17 protein-coding genes are annotated in these 18021 nt (G+C 70.9%); 14 read left to right on the top strand and 3 right to left on the bottom strand.

The window, feature by feature from the left end:
- Positions 1-61 precede the first annotated feature (61 nt).
- From serA to MQC88_RS04835, 7 genes are all read left to right on the top strand, one after another.
- A complete protein-coding gene (gene serA, locus MQC88_RS04865; RefSeq protein ID WP_243319537.1) occupies positions 62-1627 on the top strand; it encodes a phosphoglycerate dehydrogenase in 1566 nt (521 codons plus the stop codon).
- Positions 1627-2271, top strand: coding sequence for a histidine phosphatase family protein (locus MQC88_RS04860; protein WP_243319536.1), 645 nt, complete (start codon positions 1627-1629; stop codon positions 2269-2271). The genes serA and MQC88_RS04860 overlap by 1 nt, the downstream gene beginning before the upstream one ends.
- Positions 2268-3599, top strand: a complete 1332-nt coding sequence (gene folC, locus MQC88_RS04855; protein ID WP_243319534.1) for a bifunctional tetrahydrofolate synthase/dihydrofolate synthase — start codon at positions 2268-2270, stop codon at positions 3597-3599. The genes MQC88_RS04860 and folC overlap by 4 nt, the downstream gene beginning before the upstream one ends.
- Positions 3600-3873: 274 nt before the next feature.
- On the top strand, positions 3874-4845 hold the full coding sequence (locus tag MQC88_RS04850) for an SPOR domain-containing protein (protein ID WP_243319532.1): 972 nt from the start codon (positions 3874-3876) through the stop codon (positions 4843-4845).
- Between the two features lie 24 nt (positions 4846-4869).
- Entirely contained in the window at positions 4870-5421 is a 552-nt protein-coding gene (locus tag MQC88_RS04845) for a CvpA family protein (RefSeq protein ID WP_243319531.1), read from the top strand.
- Positions 5422-5439: 18 nt separating this feature from the next.
- Positions 5440-6912 (top strand): amidophosphoribosyltransferase, encoded by a 1473-nt coding sequence (purF, locus tag MQC88_RS04840; RefSeq protein WP_243319529.1) that lies wholly within the window; start codon positions 5440-5442, stop codon positions 6910-6912.
- A gap of 17 nt (positions 6913-6929) precedes the next feature.
- Complete coding sequence (locus MQC88_RS04835; RefSeq protein ID WP_243319527.1) at positions 6930-7733, top strand: ferritin-like domain-containing protein; 804 nt, start codon at positions 6930-6932, stop codon at positions 7731-7733.
- A 112-nt stretch (positions 7734-7845) separates the two neighbouring features.
- Here MQC88_RS04835 and lpxH read toward each other — a convergent pair whose 3' ends face one another.
- Positions 7846-8565, bottom strand: coding sequence for a UDP-2,3-diacylglucosamine diphosphatase (lpxH, locus tag MQC88_RS04830; RefSeq protein WP_243320287.1), 720 nt, complete (start codon positions 8563-8565; stop codon positions 7846-7848).
- 254 nt (positions 8566-8819) lie between these two features.
- On the opposite strand from lpxH, the gene gltX reads away from it, so the two are divergent.
- From gltX to MQC88_RS04795, 7 genes are all read left to right on the top strand, one after another.
- On the top strand, positions 8820-10217 hold the full coding sequence (gene gltX / locus MQC88_RS04825; protein WP_243319525.1) for a glutamate--tRNA ligase: 1398 nt from the start codon (positions 8820-8822) through the stop codon (positions 10215-10217).
- Between the two features lie 140 nt (positions 10218-10357).
- On the top strand, positions 10358-10843 hold the full coding sequence (locus MQC88_RS04820) for a transcriptional repressor (protein WP_243319523.1): 486 nt from the start codon (positions 10358-10360) through the stop codon (positions 10841-10843).
- A gap of 178 nt (positions 10844-11021) precedes the next feature.
- The gene (locus MQC88_RS04815; RefSeq protein WP_243319522.1) at positions 11022-12545 is read left to right on the top strand and encodes a hypothetical protein; all 1524 of its coding nucleotides are present in this window, start codon (positions 11022-11024) and stop codon (positions 12543-12545) included.
- Positions 12546-12595: 50 nt separating this feature from the next.
- Complete coding sequence (locus MQC88_RS04810) at positions 12596-13504, top strand: metal ABC transporter substrate-binding protein (protein ID WP_243319519.1); 909 nt, start codon at positions 12596-12598, stop codon at positions 13502-13504.
- Positions 13501-14322, top strand: a complete 822-nt coding sequence (locus MQC88_RS04805) for a metal ABC transporter permease (RefSeq protein WP_243319518.1) — start codon at positions 13501-13503, stop codon at positions 14320-14322. The genes MQC88_RS04810 and MQC88_RS04805 overlap by 4 nt, the downstream gene beginning before the upstream one ends.
- Before the next feature lie 50 nt (positions 14323-14372).
- Complete coding sequence (locus MQC88_RS04800) at positions 14373-14807, top strand: MerC domain-containing protein (protein WP_243319516.1); 435 nt, start codon at positions 14373-14375, stop codon at positions 14805-14807.
- 342 nt (positions 14808-15149) lie between these two features.
- Entirely contained in the window at positions 15150-15338 is a 189-nt protein-coding gene (locus MQC88_RS04795; RefSeq protein WP_243319514.1) for a 30S ribosomal protein THX, read from the top strand.
- Positions 15339-15423: 85 nt separating this feature from the next.
- On the opposite strand, the gene hutI is transcribed toward MQC88_RS04795, so the two are convergent.
- Together hutI and MQC88_RS04785 are read right to left on the bottom strand one after the other, a co-directional pair.
- On the bottom strand, positions 15424-16674 hold the full coding sequence (hutI, locus tag MQC88_RS04790; protein WP_243319512.1) for an imidazolonepropionase: 1251 nt from the start codon (positions 16672-16674) through the stop codon (positions 15424-15426).
- Positions 16671-17996 carry a chloride channel protein gene (locus MQC88_RS04785; protein ID WP_243319510.1) on the bottom strand — a complete coding sequence of 442 codons (1326 nt, stop codon included), beginning with the start codon at positions 17994-17996 and terminating at the stop codon, positions 16671-16673. Before MQC88_RS04785 ends, hutI begins: the two co-directional genes overlap by 4 nt.
- Between the last annotated feature and the right edge of the window lie 25 nt (positions 17997-18021).

Here is an 18021-nt window from a genome sequence, read left to right as displayed (position 1 = left end):
GCGCGCTTCCCGTCCGCCGGCGGCATGCGTGTCCGTGGTCCCCACACCACAGGAGCATGCGATGAAAGTGCTGGCTTGCGATGGCATCCACGAGGACGGCCTGGCGATGTTCCGGGACGCCGGCTGGGACGTCGCGGTTTCCGAACCTATCAAGGATCCCGGGGCACTGGCGCGTGCGCTCGATGGCGTCGATGCCTTGCTGGTGCGCTCGGCGACCGCAATCGGCGCCGACGCGCTGGCGCAGGCCACGGCGTTGCGGGTGATCGGCCGCGCCGGCGCCGGCGTGGACACCATCGACGTCGATGCCGCCACCGCGCGCGGCATCGCGGTGATGAACGCGCCCGACGGCAACACCCTGGCCGCAGCCGAGCACGCGCTGTCGCTGCTGTTCGCGCTGGCGCGGCACGTGCCGCGCGCCGACGCCGGCATGAAGGCGGGGCAGTGGCCCAAGGCCGGCCTCACCGGCTTCGAACTGGAAGGCAAGAAGCTCGGCGTGGTCGGGCTCGGGCGCATCGGCGGCACGGTCGCGCGCAAGGCGCGTGCGCTGGGCATGGACGTGGCTGCGTACGACCCCTTCCTGCCGCCATCCGCCGCGGCGCACGGCAGCGTGCCGCTGAAGCCGCTGGAGGAACTGCTGGCCTGGGCCGACGTGGTCACCCTGCATGTGCCGCGCACCAAGGAGACGACGCACCTGCTCAACGCGAGCACGCTGGCGCTGATGAAGCGCGGCGCCTACCTGGTCAATGCCGCGCGCGGCGGCCTGGTCGATGAGGCGGCGCTGCTCGATGCGCTGGATTCCGGGCAACTGGCCGGCGCCGCGCTCGATACCTTCGCCACCGAGCCGCTCCCGGCCGACTCGGCGCTGCGCGCGCACCCGCAGCTGGTGCTGACGCCGCACCTGGGCGCGTCCACCGGCGAGGCGCAGCAGGCGGTGAGCACGATCCTGGCGCGGCAGGTGCTGGACTACTTCGCCACCGGCGCGGTCGCCGGCTGCGTCAACCTGCCGCCGCTGACCGCCGAGGCCGCGCGCGAGGTCGGCCCATGGATGCCGCTGATGTCGGCGCTGGGCAAGCTCGCCGCGCGGCTGCTGCCTGCGCCGGTGCGGCTGCACATCACCTACGCCGGGCGCAGCGAGTCGCTGGACCCGCGCCCGCTGACCCGGTTGCTGGTGGCATCGCTGCTCGGCGGCGTTTCCACGCGCGTCACGCCGGTGAACGCATTGCAGGAAGCCGCGGCGCGCGGCCTGGTGGTGGCCGAGACCGTGGGCGGCGACGGCGACGGCTTCGATCGCCTGCTCAAGCTGCGGATCGAGGACGAGCAGGGCGCCGTGCGCGAACTCGAGGCGACGCTGCACCGCGGCCCGCGCGTGGTGCGCCTGGACGGCGTGGAGATCGAGTTCGACCCGCAATCGCACCTGCTGCTGATGCGCAATGCCGACCGCCCCGGGATCATCGGCCTGGTCGGCTCGCACCTGGGCGCCGCGGGCATCAACATCGTCAACTTCTCGCTGGGCGCGAAAGGCGATGGCGAGGCGCTGGCGGCGATCACCGTCGATCGCGCGGTGCCGGACGCGCAACTGGTCGCGTTGCGCGGCATCGCCGGGGTGCTGTCGCTGGAGGCGCTGTGATGCGCATCCTGCTCGCCCGCCATGGCGAAACCCCGTGGAACGCCGAAGGCCGCTACCAGGGCCAGGAGGACATCCCGCTGTCGCCGACCGGCGAGGCGCAGGCGCGCGCGCTCGGGCAGCGCCTGCGCGAGGTGCGCATCGACCGCGCCGTCGCCTCGCCCCTGGCCCGCGCGCGACGCACCGCGGAACTGGCGTTGGGCGAAGCGCGCGCGGCGATGCTGGGCAGCGACGACGGCTTCATGGAAATCGCGCACGGCGACTGGGAAGGCCTGCTCGCCGGCGAGATCCACGAACGCGACCCCGAGCGTGCACTTGCCTGGCGCCACGCGCCGCACGAGGTGCTGATGCCGCGCGGCGAATCGTTGCAGCACGTGCTCGACCGCGCCTGGCCGGCGCTGCAGCGCGCCTGCGACGGACTTGGCGACGGCGATACCCTGCTGGTGGTCGCCCACGACGCCGTCAACCGCGTGCTGCTGTGCCGGATCCTGGGCCTGCCGCTGGCGCACTTGTGGCGCTTCCGCCAGGCGCCGACCACGCTCAACCTGCTCGAAGGTGCGGACGTCGACCATCTGGATGTCGTCCGCCTCAACGACTGCAGCCACCACACCGCGCTGTTCGGCGAAGCGGTGCACCGCGCCCTATGACCGCGCCGCATGTCGGGTCGAAATCCCTCGCGCAATGGCTGGCCTACATCGAGCGCCAGCACCCGCGCTCGATCGCGCTCGGCCTGGAGCGGGTACGCGCGGTCGCGCAACGCATGCAACTCGGGCGCCCGGCCAGGAAGGTCATCACGGTCGCCGGCACCAACGGCAAGGGTTCGACGGTTGCCTTCATCGAGGCGATCGCGCGCGCGGCCGGCTGGCGCGTCGGCGCCTACACCTCGCCGCACCTGCTGGCGTACAACGAGCGCGTGCGGATCGACGGCAGCGATGCCGACGATGCGGCGCTGGTGGCGGGGTTCGAAGCGGTCGAGGCGGCGCGCGCCCTTCGACAAGCTCAGGATGATCGGGATGTGGCGCTGACCTATTTCGAATACGGCACGCTGGCCGCGCTGTGGTTGTTCCAGCGCGCGCGGCTCGACCTGGCGGTGCTGGAAGTAGGGCTCGGCGGGCGACTGGACGCGGTCAACCTGGTCGATGCCGACGTTGCCGTGGTCACCACGGTCGACATCGACCACGTCGACTGGCTCGGCAACGACCGCGAGGCGATCGGCTTGGAGAAGGCCGGCATCGCGCGCGCCTGGAAACCGCTGGTGCTGGGCGAGGACGATCCGCCGTCGAGCGTGCTCGGCCACGCGTATGCGCTCGGTGCGTCGGCGATCCGCGCCAACTGCGACTTCTTCTTCGAAGCGCTCGACGCGCACGCCTGGCGCTGGCGCGAGGTCGGCTATCGGCTGGAACTGCCGATGCCGCGGCTGGCGGCCCCCGCGCAACTGCGCAACGCGGCGACGGCGATCGCGGCGCTGCGGGCGCTGGGCGCACCATTGCCGAAATCCGCGATCGTGGAGGGTGTGGCCGCCGCGCGATTGCCCGGGCGGCTGCAACGGTTCCGGCACGACGGCGTCGAGATCCTGGTCGACGTCGGCCACAACCCGCAGGCCGCGCGCGAACTGGCGGCCTGGTTGCGGCAGGCGCCGGCCACGGGACGAACGTTTGCGGTGTTTGCCGCGCTCGGCGACAAGGACGCGGCGGGCGTCGTGGCGGCGCTGGACGACGACATCGATCACTGGCTGCTGGCGGGGCTGGTCGAAGCCGGGCCACGCGGGCTTGCGGTGGATGCGTTCGCGCAGCGGCTCCAGGGGAGCGCGGCCGGCGACGGCGAACGGCATGCGGATGTGCCTGCGGCACTGGCGGCCGCGCTGGCACGGGCACGGGCGGGCGACCGGGTGCTGGTGTTCGGGTCGTTCCATACGGCGGCGGCAGCGCTCAGGGTGCTGCGGAGCGAAGCGGGACTGGATCCGCCTCGAGCGTAGGGCGCGCTGTTTCCGGCAAGCGCGTTCAGCAGCGCGTGGCGACGCGTTGGAGATCAGCACCGGGCGGGTTCAGTCCCTGCGCGCCTGCAACCGCGTTCAGTACGTGGCGACCGGTTGGGGATTCTTTTGAGCGGTGTAGTCCGGGTGCTGAATCGCCCCAACGGCCCGCAAGCGCGTCTAGCAGCGCGTGGCGACGCGTTGGGGTTCCGTCTTGGGCGAGTTCAGACCTGGCGCGGTTATAATCCGCGCGCCTTCCGCAGCCTGCCGAGCGCCGATGGATCCCGGACTGAAACAGCGCCTCGTCGGCGCCGCCGTACTGGTCGCGCTGGCGGTGATCTTCCTGCCGATGCTGGTGCAGGGGCCGGCGCCCGACAGTGGCGTGTCCGACGTGCCGTTGACCATGCCCGACGCCCCGCAGGGCGATTACCAGACCCGCGACCTGCCGCTGGTCACGCCCGGCGTCACGCCCGATGGCGGCGCAGTCGGGATGGAGGCCGCGCTACCTGCGGCGTCGGCCAGCCAGGCGGTGCCGTTGGAAAGCGATGCCGGCGGCGCCAGCACCGCGGAGCCGCTGGATGCCGCTACGCCCCCCGCTGGCACGCCGCTGCCAGCCGATCGCGACGCAGCCGCCGGCAACCACGAGATGTTCCCGGCCCCCACGGCTGGCGGCGACTACGCCGTGAGCTTCGGCAGTTTCACCACGAGCGCAGCGGCCGATGCAGTGGTCGCCTCGCTCCGCGCCTCGCAGCTGCCCGGTTTCCGCGAAGCCGCGCAGGTCGATGGCAAGGCGGTGCAGCGGGTGCGGATCGGGCCCTATGCGACCCGCGCCGAAGCCGAGGCCGCGCGCCTGCGCGCGGCGCACGTCCGTGACGACGTCGACGCGCGCGTAGTGGTGCTCGATGTCGAAGTGGTCGCGCCGCCACCGGCGCCCGTTGCGCCCGCCAAGCCGGTTCCCGCCGCGCCGAAGCCGGCCGCTCCCGCGCCCACGCCGCCGCCGGCCGCCGCCACCGGCACCGGCTTCGCCGTGCAGCTGGCCGCATTCAGCAAGCCGGCAGACGCGACCACACTGCGCGACAAGGCGCGAGCCGCCGGCTTCAGCGCCTTCACCGAGTCCGTCGCGACCGACAAGGGCACGCTGACGCGGGTGCGGATCGGCCCGGTCGCCAGTCGTGCCGAAGCCGAGCAGTTGCGGGCGCAGGTGCAGGCGAAACTCGGCGTCGCCGGGATCGTCCGCCCGCATCCCTGACCAGGCGCCCGTGCCGATGACGCCATGACCGCCACCGACCTGCTGCTGCTGGCAGTGATCGGTGCATCGACCCTGCTGGGGTTGGTGCGCGGCTTCATTGGCGTGCTCGCTTCGCTGTTGGCGTGGGTACTGGCGGGCTGGGCGGCGTTCCGCTTCGGCGCCCGGGTGGCGCTGGCGCTGTCCGGCGGCGCGGAACCGGGCGCCGGCCAGCTGCTGGCCGGCTACGGCCTGAGTTTCCTCGGCGTGCTGCTGTTCGTCGGCGTGGTCGGCTGGATGGTGCGCAAGCTGGTGCATTCGGTCGGGCTGTCGGGCATGGACCGCGCGCTCGGCTTCGCGCTGGGCCTGGTTCGCGGCGGCTTCGTCGCCTGCCTGCTGGTGCTGCTGATGGGCTTCACCACCCTGCCGCGCGAGCCCGGCTGGCACCAGTCGCAGGTGGTGCCGGTGCTGCTGCCGGGTGCGCAATGGTTGCGCGGCTGGCTGCCCGGCTGGGCCGCGGCGCGGGTTGATTTCGGCGGTTCGCAACCGCATTCCACCGACACCGGCGACGCCCTGGCGTTGCCGCAACCGGGCGCCTGACGCCCTGGAGTTCCGGATATGTGCGGCATCGTAGGCATCGTGGCGACGCAGGACGTCGCGGCCCAGTTGTACGACGGCCTGACCGTGCTGCAGCACCGCGGCCAGGACGCGGCCGGCATCGCCACCGCCGACGGCACCCACCTGCGCGTGCACAAGGGCAACGGGCTGGTGCGCGACGTGTTCGACGCCCGCTCGATGCGCCTGCTCGAAGGCCGCGTCGGCATCGCCCACTGCCGCTACCCGACCGCGGGCTCGGAGGGGCTGGACGAGGCACAGCCGTTCTACGTCAACTCCCCGTACGGGATCGCGCTGGCGCACAACGGCAACCTGATCAACACCGACGCGCTGCGCCGCGAGGTGTTCGAGCAGGACCGCCGCAACGTCAACACCGAGTCCGACTCGGAAGTGCTGCTGAACGTGTTCGCGCACGAACTCGACACCCAGAAGGCACTGACGCCGGACTCGGTGTTCCGCGCGGTCGAAGGCGTCAACCGCCGCGCACGGGGCGGCTATGCCGTGGTCTGCACGGTGCTCGGCCTGGGCCTGGTCGCGTTCCGCGACCCGCACGGCATCCGTCCGCTGGTGCTGGGCAAGCGCGCCACCCCCGGCGGCGAGGACGAATACATCGTCGCCTCGGAGTCGGTCGCGCTCGACATCCTCGGCTTCGAACGGCTGCGCGACGTCGCCCCGGGCGAAGCCGTGGTGGTCACCCCGCGCGGGGAACTGTTCACCCGCCAGTGCGCGCCGCCGCAGCAGCATGCGCCGTGCATCTTCGAGTACGTGTATTTCGCGCGCCCGGACTCGATGATGGACGACATCTCGGTGCACAAGGCGCGCATGCGCATGGGCGTCAAGCTCGGCGAGAAGATCCAGCGCCTGCGCCCGGACCACGACATCGACGTGGTGATCCCGATCCCCGACACCTCGCGCGATGCCGCGCTGGAAATCGCCAATGTGCTCGGGGTGAAGTACCGCGAGGGCTTCATCAAGAACCGCTACGTCGGCCGCACCTTCATCATGCCGGGGCAGGGCGAGCGCGCGAAGTCGGTCAAGCGCAAGCTCAATCCGATCCCACTGGAATTCAAGGGCCGCGTGGTGCTGCTGGTCGACGATTCGATCGTGCGCGGCACCACCTCCAGGCAAATCGTGCAAATGGCGCGCGACGCCGGCGCCAAGAAGGTGTACCTGGCCTCCGCCGCGCCACCGGTGCGGTACCCCAACATCTACGGCATCGACATGCCGTCGGTCGAGGAGCTGGTCGCGCACGGCCGCAGCGAAGAGGAAATCCAGCAGCTGCTGGGCTGCGACTGGCTGGTCTACCAGGACCTCGCCGACCTCGAGGAGGCGGTGTCCGGGCCCAAGCAGCGGATCGAGCACTTCGATTCGTCGTGCTTCAACGGCAGCTACGTGACCGGCATCGAACCCGGGTACTTCGAGCGGATCGAGCAACTGCGCTCGGACGAGGCGAAGAAGTCGCGGCGCGCGTCCTGACGGCGCGCCTGCGCGCGGTGGACAGCCTGCTCGAAGCTGCGCGCGCCTGCCTGGCCGCGGCGACGCCGGACGCCAAGGTGGCGATGACGGCCGCCACCGCCGCGGCATTCGCGCGCGGCGAGCTGGGGCTCCCGGCCGACGCGCCGCCGCCGTCCCCGATCGGCATGCCGGGCCGCCCGGAACGGCCGCGGCTGGTGCCCGCGCGCGCATTGCCGCAGCGCGGGTTCGGTACGCCGGAAGGCCGCGCCGGCTTCGTGCACGCGATCGCGCACATCGAATTCAACGCCATCGACCTGGCATGGGACGCCGTCTATCGCTTCCGTGGCCTGCCCGACGCGTATTACGCCGACTGGGTGGCGGTTGCCGCCGACGAAGCGCGGCATTTCACGCTGCTGCGGTCACGCCTGCAGCGGATCGGCCACGACTACGGCGACTTCGACGCCCACAACGGACTGTGGGAAATGGCGGAACGCACCGCGCACGACGGCCTTGCGCGCATGGCGCTGGTGCCGCGGGTGCTGGAGGCGCGGGGCCTCGACGTGACGCCGGGCATGATCGTGAAGCTGCGCCAGCTTGGCGATGACGCCACCGCCGACATCCTCGAACTGATCCTGCGCGAGGAAGTGGCGCATGTCGCCGCTGGTTCGCGCTGGTTCCGCTGGCATTGCGAGCGCGCTGGCGTGGACCCCGGTACCCGGTTTCGCGAACTGCTGGCAGAACACGCGCGTGGCAGCCTGCGCGGCCCGTTCAACCGCGAAGCGCGCACCGCCGCGGGATTCGACGACGCCGAACTTGCGGCGCTGGAGCAGTTGCAGCCCTGAAGAGCCCTTTTTGTTTGTGGGAGCGGCTTCAGCCGCGAGCTCATTTTCCCGGCGGGCAATCGTTCAATCGGCAAAAAGCTCGCGGCTGAAGCCGCTCCCACAGAAGCCGCTCCTACAACGACGACAACTTCGCGCCGCCGGCATCCACCCGCAACACCGAGCCTTGTTCATACCAATCCCCAAGCACGATGCGCCTGCCGGCTGTCTCGTCGTGCATCGCCGGCCGGTGCGTATGGCCATGGATCAGCATGTCGATGCCGTAGCGCCGCAATGCGGCCTCGACGCTGGCAGGGGCGACGTCCGTGATCACTTCCATCGTGCCCCGCGACTGCAATCCGGACTGATGCGCACGGCTGGCCGCGCGCGCCTGCTGCGCGAACGCGATCCGCGCCGGCAGCGGTTGCGCCAGGAATCGTGCCTGCCAGGCCGGATCCCGGGTCTGCGCCCGGAACTGCTGGTAGGCGCCGTCGTCGGTGCACAGCAGGTCTCCGTGCATCAGCAGCACCGGCTTGCCATGCAGCATCACCACCGCCGGGTCGGGCAGGATCGCCATGCCGGCGCGCCGCGCGAAATCGTCGCCGAGCAGGAAGTCGCGGTTGCCGCGGATGAAACGCACCGGCACGCCGGCGTCGCCCAGGGCGCGCAGCTTTCCGGCGACGAAGGCGCCGGTGGGCGAGGGATCGTCGTCGCCGACCCAGGCCTCGAACAGGTCGCCAAGGATGTACAACGCGTCCGCGCCACGCGCCTCGCCGTCGATGAAACGGCCGAACAGCTCGGTGATCGCCGGACGTTCGGCGTCCAGGTGGAGATCGGAGATGAAAAGGGTCGTCATCGCCGCCCAGGCCAGGGTGCGCGAACAGGTCGTCGCGCGCTGCGGCGCGTTGTGCCAGCGAAGCGTCGGCATGTCGCCGCGGCGCGGTCGGAACTGAAGAGCGTGGCCATTGCCGATATTGTAAGGCGCATGAGCGAGGGATGCCGTTGGCATGCGGATGGCATCGCGCGCGGCGGCGCGTTGCGGCCACGGCGCAGGCGGGTCCGCCCGCGGCGCGGTAAAATCGCCGCATCCATCCGCTTTCCGGCCGCCGAATGACCTGCCGCACCCGTTTCGCCCCCAGTCCCACCGGTTACCTGCACATCGGCGGCGCGCGCACCGCCCTGTATTGCTGGCTGGAAGCGCGTCGTCGCGGCGGCCAGTTCATCCTGCGGATCGAGGACACCGACCGCGAGCGCAGCACCCAGGCCGCGATCGACGCGATCCTGCAGGCGATGGACTGGCTCGGCCTGGATTACGACGAGGGCCCGGTCTACCAGACCCATCGCCTCGACCGTTACCGCGAAGTCGCCGAGCAACTGGTCGCGTCCGGGCATGCGTACTACGCCTACGAGACGAAGGAAGAACTCGAGGCGATGCGCGAGAGGGCGATGGCGGCGCAGGAGAAGCCGCGCTACAACGGCGCCTATCGCGAGCAGGACGCAGGCTGGCGCGATGATCCCAACCGCGTGATCCGCTTCCGCAATCCGCTCGAGGGCACGGTTGCCTGGGACGACAAGGTCAAGGGCAGGATCGAGATCGCCAACGCCGAGCTCGACGACCTCGTCATCTTCCGCTCCGACGGCTACGCCACCTACAACTTCGCGGTGGTGGTGGACGACATCGACATGCGGATCACCGACGTGGTGCGCGGCGACGACCACGTCAACAACACGCCGCGCCAGATCAACATCTACCGGGCGCTCGGCGCGGCGGTGCCTTCGTTCGCGCACCTGCCGATGATCCTGGATCCCGAGGGCGCCAAGCTGTCCAAGCGCACCGGCGCGGCCGACGTGATGCAGTACCGCGATGCCGGCTACCTGCCGCACGCGCTGCTCAACTACCTGGTGCGGCTGGGCTGGTCGCACGGCGACCAGGAAGTGTTCTCGATCGCCGAAATGCAGTCGCTGTTCGACCTCAAGGACGTCAATGCCAAGGCGGCGCGGCTGGACATGGCCAAGCTCGGCTGGCTCAACCAGCAGTACCTGAAGAACGACGACCCGGCCGCCGTCGGCCGGCACCTGGAATGGCAGCTGCGCCACGCCGGTTACGACCTCGACCACGGTCCGGCGCCCGCGGACGTGGTGGTCGCGCTGCGCGACCGCGTGCAGACGCTCAAGGAAATGGCCGAACGCGCCGCGGTCTGGTACCAGCCGCTCACGCAGTACGACGCCGCCGCGGTCGCCAAGCACCTCACCGCCGCCGCGCATGCGCCGCTGGCCGATGCGCGCGGGCGCCTGGCGGCGCTTGCCGCGTGGAGCGCGGAAAACGTCGGTGCCGCGCTGCATGCGACCGCCGAAGCGCTGGGCCTGGGCATGGGCAAGGTCGCGCAGCCGCTGCGGGTGGCGATCACCGGCACCCAGGTCAGCCCCGACATCGCCCATACCGTCTACCTGGCCGGGCAGGACGAGGCGCTGCGGCGGATCGACGCGGCGCTCGCGCGGATCGGCTGAATGGTTGCCCTGCTCCTGTAGGAGCGGCTTCAGCCGCGACCTATCCGGATCGCAGCGACCGTCGGCACGTCGCGGCTGAAGCCGCTCGTGCGATGGGCTGCGGGCTTGAGTCCGGTCGCCCACGCCACCATCATCCGGCCATGGCCCACAAGCACGCCTGCATCGATCCCAAGCACCACGTCGACGACGCGCATGCGTTCGTGGCCGCGGTCGAATCGGCCTGCCAGCAGCGCGGGTTGCGGCTGACGCCGATCCGGGCGCGCGTGCTGGGCCTGGTCGCCGAAGCCGGCAGGCCGGTCAAGGCCTACGACCTGCTCGAGCTGGTGCGCGAAGGTGAGGGGGCCGGCGCCGCCGCGCCACCGACGGTCTATCGCGCGCTCGATTTCCTGCTCGCCAACGGCTTCATCCACAAGCTCGAGTCGGTCAACGCCTTCGTTGCCTGCCACCATCCGAGCACCGCGCAACATTCGGTGCCGTTCCTGATCTGCGATCGCTGCCATTCCGCTGTCGAGCTCGAGGACGAGCAGGTGGTCGCCGCGCTCGACGAGCGTGCCCGTGCCCTGGGCTTCGTGCCGCAGGCGCAGACCCTGGAAGTGCACGGGCTCTGCGCGCGCTGCAACGGCTGAGCCGCGACCTCCGCTCCTGATCCGCTGCGCGGATCCGTTCGACCCGCGCGAATGGGGCGAAGCCAGTCGGCGGCGCGACCATTGCGGCAGGCCCGGCCAGGTCGAAGGTCATGTTGACCGGGGGGTGGATGCGAAGTGTTATGTTATAACTTCCTGTAGTTTCCCCGAGCGGTCAGCCATGAGGAAGTCGCTTCCCGGCGCGTGCGTGCTGGTCGCGCTGTCGACACCTGCCTTTGCCGGCGCGTCGCCCCTGGCCCATGCCCAGGCAGAAGCCCAGGCCCAGGCAGAGGCCGGGCACCAGGCAGAGGCCGGGCACCAGGCAGAGGCCGGGCACCAGGCAGCCGCGCAGGACGAGACACAGCGCATCGCCGCGCTCGAGGCTCGCATCCAGGCGTTGGAAACCGAATTGCGGCAGATCAGGCTGGCGCAGCAGGCCATGCTGCCGGCTTCCGTTGCGACGGACGCGCAGGCACAGGCGCCCACTGCGACCGACGCGTTCGAAGCGCTGGCCGCCAACCCGGGCGACGACACCGACGCACTGGCGGCCACGCCCGGCGAAACGGCATCGGCCCCAGCCCAGGCCGACGACACCGCCGGATTGGCGGCTCCCGCGGATAGTGGCGGCGCCGGAGGCGCCAACGCCTTCAACCCGGCGATCAGCATCATCCTCAATGGCAGCTACTCGCATCATTCGCTGGATCCCGACGCCTACGCGCGCAGCGGATTCCCGCTCGCCGGCGAGGCGGGCCCGGGCGCCAACGGTTTCTCGCTCGGCGAAAGCGAGGTCTCGTTCGCGGCCAACATCGACGACAAGTTCTACGGCCAGGTGACCATGGCCCTGGAGAGCGAGGACGGCGAGGACCACCTCGGCATCGAAGAGGCCTACATCGACACCACCGCGCTGCCGGGCGGCCTCAGCCTGCGCGCCGGCCGCTTCTTCTCCAACATCGGCTACCTCAACAGCCACCACGCGCACACCGACAATTTCTTCGACCGGCCGCTTGCCTACCAGGCCTTCCTCGGCAGCCAGTACGGCGACGACGGCGTGCAGTTGCGCTGGGTCGCGCCGACATCGCTGTTCCTGGAACTCGGGGGCGAAGTGTTCCGCGGCCAGGCCTTCCCCAGCGGCGGCGCCCAGCACGGCGGCCTCGGCACGCGCACGCTGTTCGCGCACGTCGGCGGCGACGTCGGCAGCGAGAACGAATGGCTGGCCGGGGTCTCGATGCTGAAGTCGAAAACCGACGCTGGCGAAGACGGCTTCAGCGGCAACGCCACCGTCTATGTCGCCGACGGTACCTGGAAGTGGGCGCCGCAAGGCAACTTCAAGGACGGCGGCCTCACCCTGCGCGGCGAGTACTTCCTCGACGACCGCGACGGCACGTTCGCCGATCCGGCCGATCCGGCAATCGCTGCGCCGTGGAATGGTCAGCGCCGTGGCGCCTACCTCGAGGGCGTGTACCGCCTCAACCGCACCTGGGACGTGGGCTATCGCTACGACAAGCTGTGGGCCGACGACGGCGGCCCCTTCGCCAGCGCCTTCGACCCCTGGCGGCACAGCGCGCAGCTGACGTGGCGCAACAGCGAGTTCAGCTTGCTGCGGCTGCAACTCAGCCGCGACAAGCCGAATGCGGACGAGTCCGACAACGCCGTCACCCTGCAATACCAGACCAGCCTCGGCGCGCATGGCGCGCACAAGTTCTGAAGCTTCGGCTGGCCGGGAAACCAGCGGCCACCCATCGAGGGAAACGACACATGAAACTGTTTGCGATTCCAGCCCTGTTGCTCGCCGCCGGCCTCGCCGCCGCACCGGGACCGGCGCAGGCGAAACTGAAGGTGTTCGCCTGCGAGCCGGAATGGGGCGCCCTGGTGCGCGAGCTTGCCGGCGACAAGGTGGATCTCGACGTCGCCACCACCGCGCTGCAGGACGTGCACGTGATCGAGGCCAAGCCGAGCCTGATCGCCAAGGTGCGCAGCGCCGACCTGGCCGTGTGCACCGGCGCGCAGCTTGAGATCGGCTGGCTGCCGCAATTGATCCGGCAATCGGGGAACACCAGGATCGCGTCGGGCGCCGGCTCGTTCATGGCCGCAATGCAGGTCAAGACGCTGGGCAAGCCGACCACGCTCGACCGCGCCAACGGCGACGTGCACCCGGACGGCAACCCGCACATCCAGATGGACCCGCGCCGCGTGCTGATCGTCGCGCGCCGGCTCGCTGACCGCCTCGCCGGGCTCGACCCCGCCAACGCCGCGACCTACAACGCGCGCGGCGCCGATTTCGAGCAGCGCTGGCTCGCCGCGATGGTGAAGTGGAAGGCGCAGGCCGCGCCGCTCAAGGGCCGCAAGGTCGTGGTCCACCACATCAGCTGGGTGTACCTGTGGGATTGGCTCGGCCTGCAGGAGATCGGCGCGCTCGAACCCCGGCCCGGGGTGCCGCCGACCGCGGCGCACCTGTCGGCGCTGGTCGCGACGACGAAGAGCGCGGACACGCTGGCCATCGTCCGCGCCGCCTACCAGGATCCCAAGCCGGCGGACTGGCTGAGCCAGCGCACCGGGGTACCGGCAGTGACGTTGCCGTTCAGCGTCGGTGGCGACGCGCAGTCGAAGGACCTGTTCGGCCTGTTCGACTCGACCATCGCCAAGTTGCTGGGAGCGGCGAAGTGACCTTCCACTGGCAGGGCCTGGACATCGCGATCCTCGGGCCGGCCTGCGTCGCCGGCCTGATCGTGCTGTCCACGCACGTGCCGTTGGGCAAGCAGGTGCTGTCGCGCGGGATCATCTTCATCGACCTGGCGATCGCGCAGATCGCCGGGCTCGGGGTGATCCTCGCGCAGTACCTGGGCATCGACGAGCATGGCTTCGGCGTGCAGGTCGCGGCCGCGATCGCGGCGCTGGCCGGCGCCGGGCTGCTGTCGTGGACCGATCGCCGCTGGCCCGAATACCAGGAGCCGCTGATCGGTACCCTGTTCGTGCTGGCCGCGACCGGTGGCCTGCTGCTGCTGGCCAACAACCCGCAGGGCGGCGAGCACCTCAAGGACCTGCTGGTCGGGCAGATCCTGTGGGTCGGCTATCCGCAGTTGTTGCTGCCGGCATTGCTGTCGGCGGCGTTGCTGGGCGTGCTGTGGTGGCGACGCGGGCGCCTGGCCGGGGTCTGGTTCTACGGCCTGTTCGCGCTGGCGATCACCGTCTCGGTGCAGTTGGTCGGCGTCTACCTGGTGTTCGCCAGCCTGATCGTGCCGGCCCTGGCGACGGCCGGCATGCGCGGCCGTGGCCGCCTCGGGGCCGCCTATGCGATCGGCATCCTGGGGTATGTCGCCGGGCTGGCGCTGTCGGCGGTGCTGGACCTGCCGAGCGGGGCGATGATCGTCTGGACGCTGGCCGGCGTCGCGCTGCTGGCGCAGGCGCTGCCGGCGGTCAGGCGCTCGCACCCGGCGCACGCAGCGCCCGGCGGCGTGTTCGAGCTGGGCGATGGCGCGCGCTGATGGCGGCGTTCACACGGGGCCCGACATTGCGACTGTTACAATGTAACGCAATGAAGGACACCGTCCGCCCCTTGCCCAGGCTCCGCCACCCGACGCCGCTGCTCGATCGCCTCGGCGCGACCGGCTCGCTGCTGTGCGCGATCCACTGCGCGCTGCTGCCGATCGTGATCGCGCTGCTGCCGTCGCTCGGGATCGCGACCTGGCTGGGCGAGAGCTTCGAGGAAGGCTTCGTGGTGTTCGCGAGCCTGCTGGGCGTGTTCACCCTGGCCTGGGGCTACCGCCGCCATCGCGCGGTGCGCGCGTTGTGGATGCTGCTGCCCGGTCTGGCGGCCCTGTGGATCGGCGTGGCCTACGCGCCGCTGCACCACTCGCTGCTGCCGCACGCAATCGTGATGACCTTCGGCGGCACGATGGTCGGCCTGGCGCACCTGGCCAACCTCCGGCTCACCCGCGTCCACGTGCATAACGCCAGTTGCGTGCATTGAAAAAGCACCCGGCGTCCCGCTTGCAGTCGGAGCGGACTCTTCGAAGACAGGATCCCTGATCTCGCCCGTGTCGCCGGCCGGCGGGCTGGGGGTGCGGAGAGCAGGCCATGGATGGCCTGCGACCCGACTTAGAGACAGGATGTCGTCAGGAGGGCGCAGCACCCCCAGCCCGTCGGCCGGCGGCACCCGCCGGAGCCGGGCGCTGTTGCGGCAGGCGGATCCAGCCTTCCCCCTTGCTTCCAGCACGCTGCGGCAACGGGGCCGGCAGGTCTGCGTGATAGAATCCCGGCCCTCGCGCGCGTCGCGATCCATTTTCCAAGACACGATTTCCAGGAGCACGACATGGGCAAGGGCGACAGCAAGACCGCCAAGGGCAAGCGCAGCAAATCCAGCTACGGTAATGCGCGTTCCCACAGCGTGGCCAAGGCGACCGGCGCGCCGTCCGCCCCGGTGGTGAAGAAGACCGCGACCAAGTCGGTGGCCAAGGCCCCGGCGAAGAAGGCCGTGGCCAAGAAGACCACCGCCAAGTAATCCGACCGGCGCGGGATACCGCGCAGCGTTGAACGAAGCCCCGCATTGCGGGGCTTCGTCGTTCCGGGCACGCGGCAAGCCGGGGTCAGGCGATCCGCTGGCCGCCTGCGAACACCGCCGTGGCCAGGTCTCCTCCGAGCCAGTAGCACAGTTCGGCTGGCTGGCGGACGCGCCAGTGCACGAAATCGGCGCGCATCCCCACGCGCAGCATGCCGCGATCGGCAAGACCCAGCGCGCGCGCGCCATGCACCGTCGCGCCGCGCAGCGCTTCCGCGGGCGTCAGCCGGAAATGCGTGCACGCCAGCTGCATCGCCTGGCGCAGCGACAACAGCGGCGACGTGCCGGGGTTGCAGTCGGTCGCCACCGCCATCGGCACGCCATGCGCGCGCAGCGACTCCAGCGGCGGCAACCTAGTTTCGCGCAGCACGTGGAAGGCGCCCGGCAGCAGCACCGCGACCGTGCCCGCGGCGGCCATCGCGCGCACCCCGGCTTCGCTGGCGTGTTCGATGTGGTCGGCCGAGAGGCCGCGGTACTCCGCCACCAGCCCGGCACCGCCGAGATCGCTGAGCTGGTCGGCGTGCAGCTTCACCGGCAGCTTGAGTGCGGATGCAGCCTCGAACATCCGCCGCGTCTGCGCCGGCGTGAAGCCGATGCCCTCGCAGAACGCGTCCACCGCGTCGACCAGCCCTTCCGCCTGCAGGGCCACCAGCCATTCCACCGCCGCGGCGATGTAGCCGTTGGCGTCGCCCGCCTGCTCCGAGCCGGCCTGCCCCGAGCCGGTATATTCCGGCGGCAGCGCGTGCGCGCCGAGGTAGGTCGTGCGCACCGTGATCCCGAGTTCGTCGCCGATGCGGCGCGCGACCCGCAACATCTTGCGCTCGTTGCGCAGGTCCAGGCCGTAGCCGGACTTGATCTCCAGCGTGGTGGCGCCGTCGCGCAGCAGCGCGCGCGCGCGCGGCAGCGACTGCGCCAGCAACTCGTCCTCGCTGGCGGCGCGCACCGCGCGCACGGTCGAAAGGATGCCGCCGCCGGCGCGTGCGACCTCCTCGTAGCTGGCGCCCTGCAAGCGCAGCTCGAATTCGCCGGCACGGTCGCCGGCGAACACCGCGTGGGTATGGCAATCGACCAGCCCCGGGGTGATCCAGCCACCGTCGAGCGCGACCACCTCGCCGGCCAACGTCGCCGGGTCGCCCCGCAGCCCGGTGCGCGCGCCGACATAGGCCAGCAGGCCGTCGCGCCAGCCCAGTGCGCCGTCCTCGATCGCGCCGTAGCCGCCGTCGCCGTCCAGCGTCGCCAGGCTCGCGCCGATCGCGATTGCGTCGTAGGCCCGGGTCATCGCGCCGCCTGTCCGGGCGCGGGATCGGTCGCGCCCGGCAGCAATCGCAACGCCAGTGCCCGGTAGACCGGTTGCCGGCACAGCAGCGCCGATGCGCCACGCGCAATCAGCACCGTCGCCAGGATCGGCAGCAGCATTTCGTTGTTGTCGGTCATCTCCATCGTGATCACCGCCGAAGTCAGTGGCGCCTGGGTGACGCCTGCGAGGTAGCCGCACATGCCCAGCAACACGATCGCGGACGGATCGGCTGCGGGCAACAGGGCGGCGATGTTGTGGCCGAGGCCGGCGCCGACCGCCAGCGCGGGCGAGAACAGCCCGCCCGGGATGCCGGCGGCATACGACACCAGGTTCGCGGCGAGCTTGACCAGCCCGAACTCGTGGCCGACGCCGGCATGCCCCTGCAGCAGGCCGCGCGCCTGTTCGTAGCCGGTTCCGAAGGCGCCGGCACCGAACACTACCCCGAGCCCGGCCAGGACCAGGCCGCAGGCCATTGCCATCACCACCGGATGGCGCTTGCGCAGCAGCCCCAGTGCGCGTGGCTTGCCGTCGACGATCTCCAGCAGCAGTCGGCTGAATCCGCCGCCGGCCAGGCCGCACAGCGCGCCGCAGGCCAGCACCGCGAGCCAGCCCTGGCCCAGCGGCAAGGCGGCATCCATGCTGCCGAAATAGGTATAGCTGCCCAGCACGCCGAGCGAGACCACGCCACCGACGATCACCGCCGTGAGCAGCGTGCCCGAGAACCGGTGCTCGAAGGTGCCGCTGAGTTCCTCGATCGCGAACACGACGCCGGCCAGGGGCGTGTTGAAGGCCGCGGCGATGCCGGCCGCGCCGCCGGCCAGCAGGAAACGCGACGTCTGGCGGGGATCGGCGAAGCCGAAGCGGCGCCCGATGGCCCGCATGATCGCGGCGCCGACGTGCACGGTGGGGCCTTCGCGCCCGATCGAAGCGCCGCCGAGCAGTCCGAAAATGGTCAATGCCATCTTCGCCGCGGCCACCCGCAGCGACAGGTGGCGTTCGCCCCAGTCCGGCGGCATTTCCAGCGATGCGATCACCTGCGGGATGCCGCTGCCGCGAGTGGCCTGCAGCCCGCGCGTGGTCGCCCAGGCGAGGCCGCCGAACACGGCCGGGGTCAACAGCAGCGACCACAGCGGTGAATATGCGAGCACCATGCGGAACACGGAGAAGGCGGCATCGCTGGCCTTGGCGAACACGATGGCGGCCAGGGCCACGGCCGCGCCGCCGCCCCACAGCGCGGCGCGGCGCTTCCAGTTCTCGCCGGACAGCAGGTCCAGTCCGGCTTCGGGTGTTTCGCGCACTCCCATGGCGCCATTGTCGCATGCGGGTCCG

The sequence above is a fragment of the Cognatiluteimonas sedimenti genome, from assembly GCF_022808325.1.
Lineage (GTDB): Bacteria > Pseudomonadota > Gammaproteobacteria > Xanthomonadales > Xanthomonadaceae > Cognatiluteimonas > Cognatiluteimonas sedimenti.
This window is presented reverse-complemented; position numbering and strand designations above follow the sequence as displayed.